We start from the raw sequence: 13,846 nt of genomic DNA, 5'->3' as shown, positions 1-13,846 counted from the left end.
CGCTGGCTGCCGGAGCCATTGCCCTCGGCCTGGGCGCGCTGATCGGTGCCCTGCTGCCCTCTACCCGCCGGGAGGACGAACTGCTCGGCGCGCGCCGTGATGCACTGGCCGCCAAAGCCGAGGCGGCCCTGCGCGAAGAAATGGACAAGCTGCACCGCACCGCCAGCGCAAGTCTCGATCCGGCAGAAACCGGCCCGGCACCGGACGCGGCTTCCGGCTGACGGCAATGCCAGGATATCTGAAAACCACACTTAGCGGCCGGGGGGTCCGGGTGATGCTGATGATCCTTACGATCATCAGCATCACAGCGGCACTGCAGCTTGCACAGCAGATCCTGGCACCGATGAGCTTTGCTCTGGTGCTGGGCATCGTTGTGTCGCCGCTTGCAGACAAGCTGGCACGCTTTGGCGTCCCGCGGCTGGTGATTGCCTTGTCCCTGTTGCTTGCCTGCACACTGTTTGTAGCCACCGCCCTACTGCTGATCGAGCCGATCGTGAATGCCCTGATCGAGGAGCTGCCGCGCATCAAGGCGGTCATGTCCTCACTGATCGACAAGGCCTCCTCCTTGCTGCGCGGGATAGAGACCATCAGCGAGGAAATTGAAAGCACCGTCGGCGCTGAAACGATGGAGCCCCAGACCGCCATCCCCTCCGTGGGGGATGCCCTGTGGCTGGCGCCCAGCTTTCTTTCTCAGGTGTTCATCTTCGTGGGCACGCTGTTTTTCTTCACGCTGACCCGGGACGATCTTTACCGCCTCACTGGCCCGCTGTACGGCCGGCTCAAGCATGCCGACAAGGCCGTGGCCCGCTATTTTGCCGCCATCACCGTGGTGAATGCAGGTCTTGGCGTGGTGACTGCAGGCTTTTTCCTGGCTCTAGGTCTGGAATACGCCGTGCTCTGGGGGCTTGCGGCAGCCTTGCTGAACTACGTTCTTTACCTTGGCCCGCTGCTGATGATCCTGGGGCTTGGTATTGCCGGCGCACTGCAATTCAACGGTGCCCTTGCCGTGGCGCCGCCTGTGCTGTTCCTTCTCATTAACCTGACCGAGGCGAATATCGTCACGCCATTGCTGGTCGGCAACCGACTGGCAGTGAACCCGCTGCTGGTCTTTCTGGCAATTGTATTCGGCCTGTGGCTATGGGGCCCCATCGGTGCTTTCGTGGCGCTGCCGCTTCTGCTGTGGCTGGGGGTTATGCTCGATCCACGCCACAGACTGCCCGCACAGAAGATTGAGGATCCGCTGCACAAGATCATGTGAGAGAAACATGCCTGCACCGCCGGGTGCGGGCGGCAGCCGGCCTTCACTCGGCACGCTGCTGCGCATCCAGCAGGTTCTCCCCGCCATCCAGCCCTTCACGCTCCCGCTCTGCGGCCCCGGTCACGGCCGGTTCCGCCCGCGCCGGGTCGGCGGCCTCGGGCAAATCGGCGCTGCTGGCCACCGGTAGCGCCCGCCGGGTGGCAGTGCGCTCCCCCGGGGCAGCAGCAGCGTCCTGCGCCCCGTCCAGGCGAACCCGGTAGATTGGCTCGGGCAGGCCGAAGCCCGCGCCTTCCAGCGCCATTTTGGCTGCCCGGATCGCCTCTCCGCGCGCCTTTGCGAAATCCACTCGGGTCTGGTCTACCCAGCCGGTGAAGGTCAGGATCACGTTGGAATCCCCGACTTCGCTGATCCAGGCGCCAACTTCCGGATCTTCCAGCACAAATGGCTGCGCCTCAAGTGCGGCAACTGCAGTGGACAATGCAGCTGCCAGATCAGCGTCGGCATCCACACCCAGATCAAAGCCGAAACGGCGATTGGGATCGCGGGTGAAATTCACAATGCGCCCTTTAAAGACAGTGGCATTTGGAATTCGGATATGGTTGCCCTCAGGGGAGATCAGAATGGTTGCCCGCGAAGTCAGCCGCGCCACCGTTCCCTGATCGCCCTGAATGTCCACGTAATCATTGGGCCTGAACGGCTGGCGCAGGCTGAGCAGAATGGAGGCAATGAAGTTCTCCACTGTGTCACGCACCGCAAAGCCAAGCGCCAGGCCAACCACCCCCGCCGCCCCCAGCACGGCACCAATCAGCGCAGTTGCGTTCATGATATCCAGCGCCAGAACCAATCCCGTCACGATGAACATAATGCGCGCCACCGCCCGGTAGACATCCGCGATGAAGGGGTTGGGCGCCAGCCGGGTCCAGATGCCGATCCGCGTCGTCAGCAGCCAGCCTCCCGCCGCCACCAGCAAGAAGGCCGTCACCGCGACCAGAAAGATCGGCCCGTTCGCCAGCAGGTTCCGCGTGCGTGCGGCAATCCGGTCTACCGCGGGTGCCAGCCTCTCTTCGAGCGTGCCGCTGATTTCGGTTTCATTCTCAATTGCCACCACACCGGCCACGCGGTTGACGATCTGCGTCAGCCTGTCTTGTGCCGCATTGTCGATCACCTGGCCGGTGATACGGACAACACCTTCTGAAACCGACACTGTCACGGCCCCATAGCCGTTAATCTCAGCGAGCAGCTTTTCGATCCTGCTCAGAATCTCACTATCGCGAACGGCCGCATCACCCACTTCGATCAGTCCGTCGGTCTGAACCGGGTCAGCAGCGGTCTGTGCCTGGCAGTTGCCCGTGCCCAGGCAGAGTGCAGCCGATACAACCACGCAAACTAAAAGCGCCTTCAGTCCAGGGCCAGGCGACAGGATGCCTCCCCGGTGCCGCCCGGTACAAATTTTTCTACGATTCAAATTCGCATCCTCCCGATCGATTCCATCGCAGTTGCACTACGCGGCTGCAATCACTGCGGCAGGTCCGCACTGTTGTGCTGAAAACGATCCGCCTGCCGGAGCAGTGCGTTCTCAGTATCCGGCTGCTGCAAGCGTTCCGCTGGCAAGAAGCTGAACGACTGGCGAACAGGATGATCTTCATACAAAATCCATAAAGCAGTCCCTCTGGCTTGAACACGCCTGGAAGCAACCGCGCCGTTCAGCTTTGGACACGTTGCAAATCCGCCATAAGACGTCCCGAAACCCGCGCAGGCCAAGGGGACACACACCCTGACGGCCACCCACTGGAGTAAAGTGTCCTGTGACAATTGGCTTTACCCGTCGCTGTGGCCGACGCTTTCACGGAAGACCTTCAACTTCTGAACGCGCCACCCCGGAACACTTCACTGCAATCGTTATTTATCAACACGTTGGGTGACAACCCCATTGTCCGCATTCGAGTTCGCCTTCCCGCAGCAGAGACCGGGCAGAAAACACTTTGACGGCATTTTTCGAAACACCATATGTCATAGTTTAATGCGACCTACCCGACGCGATGCCATGGCTCCTCCACAAGTGAATGGAGGCCTTATGGGTACTGAAACTCGCGGCGCAGATGCGCCGGTACTGATCCTGACAAAGAACGCTTTTGAAGCGCTGGACATAAGCGACTATCTGATGCGCCGCGGTCTGGATAACATCTTGAGCGAAACCAAAATTGAACATAGTTCCGCATTTTTCGATGACAGCCTGCCGCCGCCCCGGCTGGTGTTCTTTGCCTTCCCACTCAGTGATCCGGCGGCGCGTGACTGGTTGTTCACCGCTCTGTCAAAGAACTGGTCAGTCATCCTGGTAAATGGGGACACCAAGGAACCGGAACTGCAGTCCCTGCCCATGCTCACCCGCCCGTTCAAGACATCGCACCTGGATGCTGTAATGCAGATGATCAGCGAATAATGCATTCCGGCATCATGCAAGAAGGTCATGCCCAGCTTCGAAGGGGGACACGCTGACGTTACGGAGACCGCCTTCATTCTGCTTGCCTCTTCCTGGAGATCATCTGCCGCTACCGGCAGGCGAGCTGCTGACCGAAGGCAGCACTTGAACTTGACGGGAACCACATCCCCTTCCCGTGCGTTGAGTTTGTGAACCCTCGGCGCAGGAGGATGCCAATGACCATGCAGGATACACGCGAACCGGCAGACGCTGCCCCGGCCACCGGAGCCGCCGGCCTGCTGCGCCGCGTCTGGGCGCGGCAAAACGATGCCAACGCGGGCCTGCTGGCGGCGGGCATTGCCTTTTACGCGCTGCTGTCGCTGTTCCCCGCCATCACTGCCGGGGCCGCCCTGGCGGGCATGGCACTGTCCCCTGGCGTGCTTGCGGAAAACTCACAGCTTCTGACGCAAGTTCTGCCGCAGGACGCTGGCGGTATCATCCGTGACGAGTTGCGTGAAGTGCTGAGTGCGGACTCCAAAACTCTCGGTATTGCGGCCCTCATCACTCTCGGCGTGGCGCTCTATTCCGCATCCAAGGCCACGGGCCATGCGATGGTTGGGCTGAACGCTGTGCTGGACCGCGAGGAAACCCGCGGCTTTGCGGCCCTGACCGCCCTGAAGCTGGGGCTCACCCTAGTCGCAATCGTCTTGCTGATCGTGGCTGTCACGGTGGCGGGTGCCCTGCCAGCCGCCGCCCGTTGGACTGGCAGCACTCTGTTTGAACAGGTGTCTGAACTGGCCCGCTGGCCGCTGCTTCTGCTGACCGGCGCCTTCGGGATCTCAGTTCTGTACCGCTACGGCCCGGACCGCCCCCCGGCGACCGGCCGGCCCTGGATCACCAAGGGGGCCATTACCGCATGCCTTCTGTGGTTTGCAGCCAGTGCGGGTTTCACTGTCTACGCAGAATCTTTCGGCTCCTACAATCAGGTCTTCGGCGCGCTTGGCGGCGTCATCGTCCTGCTCACCTGGCTGTGGCTCTCGGCCTTCGCCATGCTGCTGGGCGCCGCTGCCGACGCGGAGTTGGTGAAAGGCCCTCGCTGACGGCGCCTCCCCTCCGCTCCCACCGTCAACTTAGATGAAAGGAAAACGTTATGGCTGAACGGCACAGATCCAAAGACGGACGCAAGGAAACCGAGGAAATCCTGGGGAAAAAGGGCGGCGTTGGCCACCAGGGCCGCACCGGCGGCCGCCTGGCCCGCGACATCGGCACTGAGGACGAGCTGAAGCGCGCCCAGGAGAAGCCGGCCGGGGCAACCCGGGTGACAAAATCCAAGGAACAGGAGGGCAGCAGCGATGACAGCTAAGGGAATTCCGAACAGGGCATGGGTGCTCATCGCCGACGGCGAGAAGGCTTTGTACCTCGTCAACCAGGGCGATGAACACAACATCAACCTGACTGTGCGGCGCAAGCAGGAGCAGGAGAATCCCAAGACGCAGGACTGGGCCGCAAGCCGTCCCGGCCGCTTCAATGACGGCCCCGGCGTGCAGCGCTCGGCGGTGGATGACACTGACTGGCACCAGCTGGAAAAGACCCGCTTTGCTAAAACCGTGGCGGAAGACCTTTACAAGGCGGCCCATGCGGGAAGATTCGACAAGCTGCTGATCGCCGCCAGCCGCCCGGTGCTCAGCGCGCTGCGTGCCGAAATGCACCCCGAAGTGGCGGACAAGCTGATGCTGGACGTGCCCAAGGTGCTGACCAACCACCCGCTGGACGAGATAGAGCAGACAATTCTGCGCGAAGTGGAAAACACCACCTGATCCGGGAACCTTACGGCCTCGGCGGCGTTTTCTTATTAAGGGCGCGGCACCGAGGCACACCCCCAGTTTCCGCCCGAACGTAAAAGGAGAATACGACATGGACGACGACCGTTTCACCGGCAAATGGACCGAACTCAAGGGCCGCCTGCGCGAGGCCTATGGCGATCTGACCGACGACGAATTGGAACAGGCCAAGGGCGAGCGCGAACAACTGGAGGGGCTGCTGCAGCAGAAACTGGGCAAGACCAAGGACGAAGCCCGCCAAGCTGTCGACCGCATGCTGGAGAGCATCTGATATGGGCCGCAGATCGCATAGCGTAATTCACGCTGTTCAATGAGTGCTGCCTTTCAGGTTTGCTAAATCCGTGCGGCCATCTGGTGGCAGTATCCTTAGGCCGCACACTCTCCTGCTTTTTAATGGCCGGTCCGCCAGCATGCCTAAGACTGGTCTGGCGACGCAAAATGCTGCTCAATGGCGCTCATGGATCACACTGAATTCTTCGGCTTAGCCTCCTATCACCTGATGCTTGCGGCCATGGGCGTTGTGATCATTCTCGCTCATTGGTCGCCGCGCTTTTTTTCAACGCGCGAGCCAGCCGCCGCGCCGCTTCTTATTCTGCTCGGAATGGCGGCTTACTGGCTGGTTCCGGGCCTGCCTGAGCTTCCAGACCCGCGCGTTCACCCTAAGCCTTGGGAAATAGTCAGCGAATTGACCGTGATTGTGGCGCTGTTTGCAGCCGGCCTCCGGCTCGACAGCCTGAGGCCATGGAAAAAATGGGGCCCGACGGTCAGGCTTCTCCTCATCGGGATGCCGCTCACAATTCTGGCGGTTGCCCTGCTGGGGTGGGGATTGGGCGGCATGACTGCTGCCGGAGCAATACTTCTGGGTGCCGTTCTGGCCCCGACAGACCCGGTGCTTGCGGGCGACGTGCAAGTCGGTCCGCCGATGGAAGGCAACGAACACCCGGTGCGTTTTACTCTAACCACTGAAGCGGCGCTCAATGACGGGCTCGCCTTCCCCTTTGTCTACCTCGGCCTCATTGTTGCTGTGCAGGGGCTGAACCCTCAGGCATGGCTGGCTGACTGGCTAATTATTGATGTCGCGTACCGCATCTCAACAGGTGTTGTGATGGGCGCGTGCGGCGGTTGGGCGCTCGGGCAAGTGCTGTTTCTGTTTCCCCGTTCCGCGGTTCTGGCTGACACTGGTTCGGGCGTTGTGGCGGTTGCTGGAGTGCTGCTGTGCTACGGCTCTACCGAACTGGTCGAAGGCTACGGGTTCATCGCCGTAGCTGTCATGGGCCTGGCACTGCGCCGGATCGAAAGTGAACACCGTTTTCACCGCAAACTGCACGATTTCTGCGAGACAATCGAACACGCTTTGACAGCACTGCTGTTAGTTGCCCTTGGCTATATCCTGCCGGTTCTTCTTGAAGATCTGACCTGGGCACATCTCCTATTGGCGCTCTTGCTCATCGGTGTGATCCGGCCTCTGGCGGGGTGGTTCTCGCTGGCTGGTTCGCAGCTTCGCAAACGCGACCGTTTCGTGGTGTCCGTGTTTGGTGTCCGGGGGATCGGGTCAATCTACTATCTCTGCTACGCCGGCGCGCATTTGGAGTTTGTGAACGAACCGGAATTATGGGCCCTGATCGGGCTGACCATCCTGCTTTCGACCATGCTGCACGGCTTTACTGTCGGTCGCGCTATGGACGAGATCGCAAAATGAGCAGGCCGGTCATTTCGAGACCCGCGACTATAGTCACGAGCGCGGAAGAACCGGGGCAAGTCTGGGAACTGTGTGACCAGGTGCCCCACGCATTCCTGTGCCCTTTAAAGCGCGCGATCAGAGCAACAGGAATCAACAGTCAGGGCTTCCAAAATTTCAGCTGCAATTCCATCTCAGACCGGCAGCACCGCGATCGTTCCGCGTCCTGCACTGCTGCGGTGACAGCTGCGCCTGAATCATCCGGGTGGAAACCGGCCGGGAAAGCACCGGCCATCTCAAGCGCGGTGAATGCCCGTCCAGTTCATCTTCGGCAGCATCGCCCAGCAGGACCAGTCTCCCGCCGCGCCCCTGTACTGCCTGATCAATCTTGAGCCTGGTAACCTGTTCGGATCCCGCTTCGACAAAGGCCACCGCAATCCGCCGGTATGGCGTGATCGACATCGGCGCGCATTCATGCCCCTTTTGCACACTGACTTCGGCCACCGGATCGAAGTCCGAGATGGTATCACAGATATCGCAAGTGATCAGATAGTTTCTGGACACGATCAGATAGACATGTGCCCTGTCTTGATTGGGCTCTTCCATTGCTTCCGTCCCCCTACTGTTAAGCATTTTGGAACTTTTCGGGTTCAGGCGCATTAAACTGTGACATAGCTGCGAAAGGGGAATGTCCATGCCGCCAACCGCCTGCCAGAATTGCGTGCTGCGCAAGCGGCCCGCTTTTACACCGATGTCGCGTGACGAAGTCATCTTTACCCAGGAGTTTAAAACCGGGGAGCTGACGGTGGATGCAGGCACGACAATCCTGCTGGAAGGATCCAACAGCCCGCAGCTTTATACGGTGCTGAACGGCATGGGCACGCGCTACACGACACTGGAAAATGGCCGCCGCCAAGTGATCAATTTCCTGTTCCCGGGCGATTTTGCCGGTCTGCAGGCCAGCCTGATGGGAGAGATGAAGCATTCAGTGGAAGCGGCCACCCCGATGACACTGTGCGTGTTCCGCCGCGCTGCACTGTATGAGCTTTTCCAGCAGCATCCGGAGCGCGCATACGACCTGACTTGGATTGCCGCGGTCGAGGAGCATTTCCTGGGGGAAACCATTGCGTCTCTGGGCCAGCGGGATGCGTCGCAGCGCATTTCCTGGGCACTGGTGCGGATTTACGAGCGGCTCAAATCTGTTGGCATGGAAGTAAAGGATACAGTACCGCTGCCATACCGCCAGCAGGACCTGGCAGATGCGCTTGGCCTGTCGCTGGTGCATACCAACAAGATGCTGAAAACGCTGCGGGACAGCAAACTTGCACAATGGCAGAACGGAAGCCTGCAGATCAGGAACCTGCCTGCGCTTGCAGATCTGGCGATGATCGAATTGACCGCGCCCGAACGGCGGCCGTTGATCTGATGCGCAATGCCAAGTGCTTCTGCAATATCTCCCGCCTGAATCCTAGCTTGGGTTTCTTTGGTTTGAGCGATATCTCTGCTTCGAGTTTCTCCCGTGAGACATCGCCATCCCACATTTCAACGAATGCGCGCCGCGAATGGCTCCTCGGCCCAGCCTTGCACTCGGATTGGCCGCCGCCACTATGTTTTGTCCAAGCGTATCGCAATAAGCACTCTGCCGCTCATGAGGTTCCAGACCGCAATGCGGAACTTTTGGCTGCCTGATGGGTTTTACTAGCAGCACCTCGCAACCGAAAGGATAAGCTATGCTCTATTGGGCTCTCGTTTTCCTGGCCGTTGCCATCATTGCCGGCATCTTCGGATTTGGCGGCATCGCTTCGGCCTCAGCTGGGATCGCACAAATCCTGTTCTTTATTTTCCTCGTGCTGTTTGCACTGGCGCTGATCCTGCGCGTCCTTCGCGGCGCCTCCCGTTGACGGCCGCCGTCCGAAATCGCCAGATTTTTGTTCGTATTGCACTTCAATCAAATCAGGAAGTCACTATGGCGGGTGCGCCATCCCAAAACACGCCATAAACTGCTGGTGCCCCAAGAACAGGAAAAATGAGAAGCTGCAGCAGCCGTTGCCTGGAACTACTGAGGCATCGTCTGAGCCGGGGCAACTTTGGCAGTTGTACGCGGCGTGTTTGCGCATCCAGCAACTTCAGCCATGTTCCAGCCATGCGCAAAAAGCACCAGAAGGATAGCCTCGGATACCTTTGACGCAGCGCTCTTGCGCTAATTCAGATCGCACGTGGCGAGGGTTTAAGCCAAACAGAAATCAGCAGGTGAATCCGATCACCGGCAACAATGGCTTAATCAACTCTCAAATGAGCCTTGCTGCCGTTGCAGGCTGACGAGCGGATTAAAGAGACGATCGCCCGGATGGCGAGAACCTGACAAACAAACCCGTTGATGCAAGAAAATTCGATGATGGAGAACTCCTTTGCTGCTGTGGACGACTCTCTGTGCCTGCATAGAGGCGGCTCCCGGATGCAGGCGCAGCGGCCCCTCCCTATTCGCAAGAAACAATACCTAGGCTAAGCAAATGTTCTGCAAAACCTTGGCAATGCAGGCCCGGCGGTGAGCATCCCCGCCGGGCCAATAGGTGCTCTGATGTATTAGAGTGCGTCCTGCGGCTCTTCGGTTGTGTTGTTGCTGAGGTGCACCACGTCCTTGCCAAAACCTTCTGCGGTTTCACACGCGGCCAGACCGGCCAGTACCAAAACGAAAGAATGATACGCATGCCAGTTGTCTTTGCTGTTGGGACAGAGCCATCTATGGCTTCCGGGCTGGATGCGCCGAAAAAATATTCGAGGCAGAGAAAACGCACAGGGCGTTTGCGGTCCTGCGCCGGGCCATACATTGGCTGGACGGGCGTTCCGAAAAACGGTTAGGGCTTTGAAGCGAAAGCCATTCCTGCCCTGTCATCAGTACCAAAAAATACTGGCTCCATTGTGGAACCCGGCCTTGCGAAGCCGCCTGGCAGTGATGTTTGCCTGAACTACCAGTACGGGGCAGGAAACCAGCCGCGAGACCGAAGGCAAACGGGTGGCAGTCAAAGGGAGCTGACAGCTCCTTTAAAGGTGGCGTCTTAGTTTGGCTCATACTCCGGCAAAGCTTCCAGCTGTTCACGGGTTATGCTGGCGGTCGATCATTGAGAAGGCTACGCCGAATGGCATCATATGCGGCAACGCTGTCCGGACCGGTCGCGCCTACTCTTCCACAGGCGGCCCAGGAGCGGCGCGGCGCGGCGCGTAGTCGCGCAGCAAAGACACACGCCGAGGTCTGAAGCTGCGTCCGTTGAGGCATGCGCGTTCCATCCCCGAGGCGTGGAAGACGCGCCAGTCCTGCCGCAGGCAGCACCAGACCAGCACCATCAGCGTGCCATCCGAATAGCTGATGCCCAAGGGCCAGACCTCGCGCTGTGTGACCCGGCCCTTGAGGTCACGATACCGCACGTCGAGCGCCAGTTCCTCCCAGCAGGCGCGGCGCAGAAGTGACATGCCCACGGTGACCTCCACGCGGACCGGCGGCGGGCGGAAGCTGCGCAAGACGGTGTGCATGGCGTGCCGCGATTGTTCGTCGGCAAGCGTGGCGATGATCCGGGCAAGCGCCGAACGGCCTGCTGCCTCCAGTTCCGCGTCACCCGTCTGGCGCAATTCTCCCACGGCGAGGACCAGCGCCTCGGTCTCCAGCCGGGAGAAGCTTTGCGGCGGCAACGCCGGGTCCTCGGTCAACCGGTAGCCCACCCCGGCCTCGCCGTCGATCAGGGCGCCGCCCGCGCGCAACGTGGCGATGTCCCGGTAGAGCTGCCGCCTCGACACCCCCGTCTCCGCCGCCAGCCTCGCGGCTGTGATCGGCGCGGGCAGGCGGCGCAGCGCGTCCATCAGACGCATGAGGCGGTCGGTCCGGGCCATGCTGACGTGATCTGTCAGCAGCCTGAGGCTAAGTCAAGGCATGACGCAATTCCAGGAGGCACCCATGCCGACACTCTACCACGCCCCGAACTCCCGCTCGACCTCCATCCTCGTCCTGATCGAAGAAATGGGCATCGCCGACCGTATCGACGTCATCAACGTCACCGTCGCCCGGCAGGATGGCAGTGGCGGTCCGGACCCGCGCAATCCGCATCCCGAGAAGAAGGTGCCCTACCTGACCGACGGCGCGGATGCCGTTCGCGAGCGCGGTGCAATCGTCGCCTTCCTGACGGACCAGTTCCCCGAGGCGGGCCTCGGCCGTCCTGTCGGGCACCCGAAGCGGGGGGCATTCCTGAGCTGGCTGTTCTATTATCAGGGTGTGATGGAGCCCGTGCTGGTCCTTGACTGGGCGAAGATCGATCATCCCGTCCTCCACGCGACGTTCCGCGATCTGGATGCCGTTTTCTCCCGCCTGTCCGAAGCGCTGGACGGCCAGCGGTATCTTCTCGGCGAGGACTATTCGGCGGTCGACCTGCTGCTGTCGAGCCCGTTCCATTGGCTTCCGGACGCCGTGCCGGAACAGTCCTCCGTCCAAGCCTGGATAAGGCGCTGCGCCGATCGTCCGGCGTTGAAAGCCGTCATGGAACGGGAGAGATCGGGACTGCGGACATAGGTCGAGGTCGCGAACCCAAGCCTTTTGATCAGGCAGATGTTTTTCGGACGGATAGTCCTCCGGCTATCTCGGGCGTTCGACAGCTCCGTCCCGCACTGGGTGAGTTCGTTTGATCCGGGATTTTGCGATCGCAGCGAACGGCGGTTTCGACGGGCCGCGTTGGAAATCCTCCCAAGGTGAAAGCCGCGGGGAGCTGGGATCAGCCTATAGGTAAAGCCCGCTGACCGTTGGGGCGGGTCGCAACTGGCGCGCCGCCGGAAGGGTTGCAGGCCTGTGGTGCAATCCTGGGGATGCGCATGACCCGCGGATTTTCCGGTGATCGAGGTTGCTCTGCTCCTTTCATGTTGCAGTCTGAGGCCTCGGATACAAAACGTGCTGACCGGGTCTGCGGGGGCAGCCAGGGGATTATCAATATGGTGAAAGGGCTTTGGGTCATGCGGCCTGCTCCCTTGGCGGCACGCGGGACATCAGTTTCCGACCACGCCGGAAGATCTCGATGATGCGCATGGGTCCGTCACAGCAGGGACAGGGTTCACGCAGGGCGGGCGGGATGACCACGGTGTCCGTCGCAGCGTCTTGCTTTGGCTGTTCCACCTCAAGCATCGCGCGGATCTTCGTAATGCTTGGGGGCATGGAAGTGTCCGAGGCCAAGAGGCTGAAGGCCCTGGAGGCAGAGAACGCCAAGCTCAAGAAGATGTTGGCCGAGCACATGCTTGATGTGGCAACGCTGAAAGAGATGCTGGGAAAAAACTTCTGAAGCCCGGTGCGAGGCGGCGAGCTGTGGACTGGGCTATGACAGAGAAGAACTACAACCAGCGGCGGGCCTGTGCCCTGGCCGGGATCGATCCGCGCGTCTATCGGCGTGGATCAACCAGGCCTGCGGACGCCGAGTTGCGAGAGAGGCTGAAGGAGCTGTCCAGCGAACGGCGGCGCTTCGGCTATCGTCGGCTGCACCTGCTGTTCGGCCGCGAGGGCTGGAAGGTGAACTGGAAGAAGCTCTACCGGATCTACCGCGAAGAGGGGCTGAGCGTGCGCAAGCGCGGCGGGCGAAAACGCGCCATTGGAACGCGTGCGCCCATGGCGATCCCGCAAGGGCCGAACCAGAGATGGTCGCTGGACTTCGTCTCGGACAGCCTGTCCGATGGCCGCCGATTCCGGGTGCTATGCGTCATAGACGACTTCAGCCGGGAATGCCTGGCCACTGTCGTGGATACATCGCTGTCGGGTCAGAGAGTGGCGCGGGAACTCGACAACATCGCCCGGCTGCGCGGCTACCCCTGTATGGTGGTCAGTGACAATGGAACGGAGCTGACACCGAACGCCAACCTGAAATGGCAGGAGGAGCGATGCGTCGAGTGGCACTACATCGCACCCGGTAAAAACCTAGGCAGAACGGCTTCGTGGAAAGCTTCAATGGCCGCCTGCGGGACGAGTGCCTGAATGAGCACCTGTTAGCCAACCTGCGCCACGCACGGGAGCTGATCGCGGCCTGGCGCCACGACTACAATCACCACCGCCCCAACACGAGCCTCGACGGGCTCACCCCGTGGGAGTATCACCAACGGTCAAGAGAGGACCAAACCCTGAACAGAGCGAACTAATAACCGCGGTCTCTACCGGGAGCACGTCAAACGCTGCGTAGCATAAAATTTCCGACGGTCTCTGGCGCAAACGCCGGGCATGCGAAAAGACTGCTCTCGAACTAATACTGCCCAAGGGAATGCACGGATTGCCGCCGGGATAAACGGCCACTGTTCTCCAATGGTTTGATGGTGTGAACCGATGAACATAACGCGATTCTGCTGCCGCGAATGGAAGGCTGTCTTGTGCGGTATATTAAGTGAGCAAATGCAAGAATGAGTATGAGGGGAAAACGTCCGCTCTGTGTTGAAACCTGCCCCTGCCCCAATCGAAAAGCCCCGCAGAAACCTGCGGGGCTTTCGTTTTCAGCAGCCGTGAGGCCGGGGCGATTATTCGTCGCCCGACTTCAGTGCGGCGCCCAGGATGTCGCCCAGCGATGCGCCGGAGTCCGAGGAGCCATACTGTTCCACTGCTTCTTTCTCTTCCGCAATCTCGCGTGCCTTGATCGACAGGC

Annotated in this window: 13 protein-coding genes and 2 pseudogenes; 12 read left to right on the top strand and 3 right to left on the bottom strand. The window is 60.5% G+C overall.

What is annotated here, in order from left to right; all coding sequences use genetic code 11:
* Both A2I95_RS22500 and A2I95_RS22495 read left to right on the top strand, forming a co-directional pair.
* A pseudogene (locus A2I95_RS22500) lies at window positions 1–221 on the top strand (hypothetical protein); the annotation flags it as partial.
* A 53-nt stretch (window positions 222–274) separates the two neighbouring features.
* Window positions 275–1,258 carry an AI-2E family transporter gene (locus A2I95_RS22495; RefSeq protein ID WP_291733457.1) on the top strand — a complete coding sequence of 328 codons (984 nt, stop codon included), beginning with the start codon at window positions 275–277 and terminating at the stop codon, window positions 1,256–1,258.
* A 43-nt stretch (window positions 1,259–1,301) separates the two neighbouring features.
* Here A2I95_RS22495 and A2I95_RS22490 read toward each other — a convergent pair whose 3' ends face one another.
* A complete protein-coding gene (locus A2I95_RS22490) occupies window positions 1,302–2,639 on the bottom strand; it encodes a mechanosensitive ion channel domain-containing protein (protein ID WP_291733456.1) in 1,338 nt (445 codons plus the stop codon).
* A gap of 549 nt (window positions 2,640–3,188) precedes the next feature.
* On the opposite strand from A2I95_RS22490, the gene A2I95_RS22485 reads away from it, so the two are divergent.
* The 6 genes from A2I95_RS22485 to A2I95_RS22460 all read left to right on the top strand — a co-directional run bounded on the left by A2I95_RS22485 (window position 3,189) and on the right by A2I95_RS22460 (window position 7,217).
* Window positions 3,189–3,698: a hypothetical protein gene (locus A2I95_RS22485; protein ID WP_291733454.1), complete on the top strand. Its 510-nt coding sequence runs from the start codon at window positions 3,189–3,191 to the stop codon at window positions 3,696–3,698.
* Window positions 3,699–3,913: 215 nt separating this feature from the next.
* Window positions 3,914–4,777, top strand: coding sequence for a YihY/virulence factor BrkB family protein (locus A2I95_RS22480; RefSeq protein ID WP_291733452.1), 864 nt, complete (start codon window positions 3,914–3,916; stop codon window positions 4,775–4,777).
* Between the two features lie 50 nt (window positions 4,778–4,827).
* On the top strand, window positions 4,828–5,040 hold the full coding sequence (locus tag A2I95_RS22475) for a hypothetical protein (RefSeq protein WP_291733451.1): 213 nt from the start codon (window positions 4,828–4,830) through the stop codon (window positions 5,038–5,040).
* Window positions 5,030–5,494, top strand: a complete 465-nt coding sequence (locus A2I95_RS22470) for a host attachment family protein (RefSeq protein ID WP_291733449.1) — start codon at window positions 5,030–5,032, stop codon at window positions 5,492–5,494. The genes A2I95_RS22475 and A2I95_RS22470 overlap by 11 nt, the downstream gene beginning before the upstream one ends.
* A 97-nt stretch (window positions 5,495–5,591) precedes the next feature.
* Window positions 5,592–5,789 (top strand): CsbD family protein, encoded by a 198-nt coding sequence (locus tag A2I95_RS22465; protein WP_291733447.1) that lies wholly within the window; start codon window positions 5,592–5,594, stop codon window positions 5,787–5,789.
* 177 nt (window positions 5,790–5,966) lie between these two features.
* Window positions 5,967–7,217, top strand: a complete 1,251-nt coding sequence (locus A2I95_RS22460; RefSeq protein WP_291733445.1) for a cation:proton antiporter — start codon at window positions 5,967–5,969, stop codon at window positions 7,215–7,217.
* A gap of 156 nt (window positions 7,218–7,373) precedes the next feature.
* On the opposite strand, the gene A2I95_RS22455 is transcribed toward A2I95_RS22460, so the two are convergent.
* Entirely contained in the window at window positions 7,374–7,892 is a 519-nt protein-coding gene (locus A2I95_RS22455) for a hypothetical protein (RefSeq protein WP_291733443.1), read from the bottom strand.
* Between A2I95_RS22455 and A2I95_RS22450 the strand changes: the two genes are divergently transcribed.
* Entirely contained in the window at window positions 7,891–8,622 is a 732-nt protein-coding gene (locus A2I95_RS22450; protein ID WP_291733441.1) for a Crp/Fnr family transcriptional regulator, read from the top strand. The genes A2I95_RS22455 and A2I95_RS22450 overlap by 2 nt on opposite strands.
* Window positions 8,623–8,926: 304 nt before the next feature.
* The gene (locus A2I95_RS22445) at window positions 8,927–9,097 is read left to right on the top strand and encodes a DUF1328 domain-containing protein (RefSeq protein ID WP_291733438.1); all 171 of its coding nucleotides are present in this window, start codon (window positions 8,927–8,929) and stop codon (window positions 9,095–9,097) included.
* A gap of 1,276 nt (window positions 9,098–10,373) precedes the next feature.
* On the opposite strand, the gene A2I95_RS22440 is transcribed toward A2I95_RS22445, so the two are convergent.
* A complete protein-coding gene (locus tag A2I95_RS22440; protein ID WP_291733437.1) occupies window positions 10,374–11,078 on the bottom strand; it encodes a YafY family protein in 705 nt (234 codons plus the stop codon).
* A gap of 64 nt (window positions 11,079–11,142) precedes the next feature.
* On the opposite strand from A2I95_RS22440, the gene A2I95_RS22435 reads away from it, so the two are divergent.
* Both A2I95_RS22435 and A2I95_RS22430 read left to right on the top strand, forming a co-directional pair.
* A complete protein-coding gene (locus A2I95_RS22435; protein WP_291733435.1) occupies window positions 11,143–11,751 on the top strand; it encodes a glutathione S-transferase family protein in 609 nt (202 codons plus the stop codon).
* Between the two features lie 625 nt (window positions 11,752–12,376).
* Window positions 12,377–13,352, top strand: a pseudogene (locus tag A2I95_RS22430) (IS3 family transposase); the annotation flags it as partial.
* Window positions 13,353–13,846 lie beyond the last annotated feature (494 nt).

This window comes from Leisingera sp. F5, from assembly GCF_001593695.1.
This window is presented reverse-complemented; position numbering and strand designations above follow the sequence as displayed.

Excerpts from the sequence above, each read along its gene's own strand:
- A2I95_RS22495 (WP_291733457.1), top strand. The coding sequence starts at position 275 with ATGCTGATGATCCTTACGATCATCAGCATCACAGCGGCACTGCAGCTT.
- A2I95_RS22480 (WP_291733452.1), top strand. The coding sequence starts at position 3,914 with ATGACCATGCAGGATACACGCGAACCGGCAGACGCTGCCCCGGCCACC.
- A2I95_RS22475 (WP_291733451.1), top strand. The coding sequence starts at position 4,828 with ATGGCTGAACGGCACAGATCCAAAGACGGACGCAAGGAAACCGAGGAA.
- A2I95_RS22470 (WP_291733449.1), top strand. The coding sequence starts at position 5,030 with ATGACAGCTAAGGGAATTCCGAACAGGGCATGGGTGCTCATCGCCGAC.
- A2I95_RS22465 (WP_291733447.1), top strand. The coding sequence starts at position 5,592 with ATGGACGACGACCGTTTCACCGGCAAATGGACCGAACTCAAGGGCCGC.
- A2I95_RS22460 (WP_291733445.1), top strand. The coding sequence starts at position 5,967 with ATGGCGCTCATGGATCACACTGAATTCTTCGGCTTAGCCTCCTATCAC.
- A2I95_RS22450 (WP_291733441.1), top strand. The coding sequence starts at position 7,891 with ATGCCGCCAACCGCCTGCCAGAATTGCGTGCTGCGCAAGCGGCCCGCT.
- A2I95_RS22455 (WP_291733443.1), bottom strand. The coding sequence starts at position 7,892 with ATGGACATTCCCCTTTCGCAGCTATGTCACAGTTTAATGCGCCTGAAC.
- A2I95_RS22445 (WP_291733438.1), top strand. The coding sequence starts at position 8,927 with ATGCTCTATTGGGCTCTCGTTTTCCTGGCCGTTGCCATCATTGCCGGC.
- A2I95_RS22440 (WP_291733437.1), bottom strand. The coding sequence starts at position 11,078 with ATGGCCCGGACCGACCGCCTCATGCGTCTGATGGACGCGCTGCGCCGC.
- A2I95_RS22435 (WP_291733435.1), top strand. The coding sequence starts at position 11,143 with ATGCCGACACTCTACCACGCCCCGAACTCCCGCTCGACCTCCATCCTC.